Source organism: Romboutsia sp. 13368 (assembly GCF_018336475.1).
GTDB lineage: Bacteria > Bacillota > Clostridia > Peptostreptococcales > Peptostreptococcaceae > Romboutsia.
Window position 1 is genome coordinate 1,163,135 of the sequence record NZ_CP048741.1, and the last position, 1,755, is coordinate 1,164,889.

Consider the following 1,755-nt stretch of genomic DNA (forward strand, 5'->3'; position numbering starts at 1 on the left):
ATAAAAGTATATATTTTATGTCTTATCTAATATTAAACTATAAAGTATTTAAACTTTTACTAGTAATTATGTAAGTTATATAGAGTAAATTAAATAATAAGTATAAAAACTCATCATATAAAGAAACCTCATCTATAATATAAAACCTTTATTTTTTATAAGAATTTTTGTATAATTATATATCAGTATATAATTCAAGGAGATAACACATGAGAAGAAGAAAAGTAAAAGGTGCAGATATAAAACTATTAAGCTATAAAGATTATGTTGTTAGAGATAATATAGAATCTTTAAAAGGGAAGTGGAATGAGCTATTTAATAATGACAATCCTATATACGCAGAATTCGGAACTGGAAGAGGAAAGTTTTTAACTACATTAGCAAAACAAAATCCAGATATAAACTATATAGCTTTTGAAATAAAAGAAGAAGTTCTTATAAAAGGTGTAGAAAAAGCTGAACAAGATAACTTAAAGAATATTAAATTTGCTTGGGCAGATGTAAGTAAARCTTTAGAGTATTTTGATACAGATGAGTTATCTAGAATTTATATAAACTTCTGTGATCCATGGCCAAAGAAAAGATGGGCTAAGAGAAGATTAACTCATACTAATTTCTTAAACATGTATAAGCAAATACTTAATAAAGATGGAGAAATTCACTTTAAAACTGATAATGAAGGTTTATTTGAATTTAGTTTAAATGAAATAGCTTCTAATGATTGGATGCTTAAAAATATATCTTTAGATTTAGCTAAAAGCGAATTTGAAAATGTTACAACTGAATATGAAGACAAGTTCATGTCTCAAGGTTTAAAAATATTTAGATGTGAAGCTAAGTTAAGATAAAAAAATAAGGGGTTATTTAAATGTAACCTCTTATTTTTTAAAAAATTCCATGCTTTTTATTTGTAGAGTATATACCTAATACAATTATAACTATGTATATACAATATAAAGTTATTTTTATATTTTGAACACTTACACCAAGTAGTTCTATACCTTCTTTAGATGAAGGCAGGATTACTAAAAGAGAAGAAATTATAATAAGCAAAGGATTTATAACTATCTGTTTATCAGTTCTTAATATCATTATCTTTCCAGCCCACACAATAGATAAAACAAAAAATAAAATTCTAAGTATAAACTCTAAAGTATTTAACATAATCAAACTCCCCCTTACTCAGTGGATTTAATAGTAGTATTTCCACATTAATGGCATTTAATCATTCAATAGAATAAATAATATGCAGGAATACGTAAATTTTAATAGAACTATATTATATTACTTATTAATGGAAAAATAAATACTAAAACAAARATAATATAAAWAACAAAAATGATATAAATAAAATGATATATTTATTTCCATAAATGCATATTAATTCTATATACAGTTGTTAGGAGTGATACTATGAGAATCAAATTTTTAGATTGGTACACCCAAGCTTTAGGTGGAACTCTTGGTATTTTAGCATGTATTTATGCTTACTTAAATGGTTATATGTTTGTATATGGTAATATAGGAGGATATTTTGATTTTTTAGGTTTTAGCGGGGTAACTTCTAGTTATCTATTATTTCCTCTTTGCATACTAAACTTATTTCTTGGATTAATTAGATCATATACTTTAAAAAAAGAAATATTAAATACATCTTTAGAGTCTTTTAATTATTTTATACGCATATTTACTGTTGTTATAGGATTTATGGGTGCTAAAATCTATTTTACAATACCAGCTATTTTTATATTATTT

The 1,755-nt window shown here is 23.9% G+C and carries 3 protein-coding genes; 2 read left to right on the forward strand and 1 reads right to left on the reverse strand.

Annotation, left to right across the window (positions count from 1 at the left end; all coding sequences use genetic code 11):
* Positions 1-209 precede the first annotated feature (209 nt).
* The gene (trmB, locus tag G3997_RS04715) at positions 210-848 is read left to right on the forward strand and encodes a tRNA (guanosine(46)-N7)-methyltransferase TrmB (protein WP_296648897.1); all 639 of its coding nucleotides are present in this window, start codon (positions 210-212) and stop codon (positions 846-848) included.
* 37 nt (positions 849-885) lie between these two features.
* Here trmB and G3997_RS04720 read toward each other — a convergent pair whose 3' ends face one another.
* Positions 886-1,164, reverse strand: coding sequence for a hypothetical protein (locus tag G3997_RS04720; protein WP_296648900.1), 279 nt, complete (start codon positions 1,162-1,164; stop codon positions 886-888).
* 249 nt (positions 1,165-1,413) lie between these two features.
* Between G3997_RS04720 and G3997_RS04725 the strand changes: the two genes are divergently transcribed.
* On the forward strand, positions 1,414-1,755 hold a 342-nt coding region (locus G3997_RS04725), incomplete at its 3' end, for a hypothetical protein (protein ID WP_296648903.1).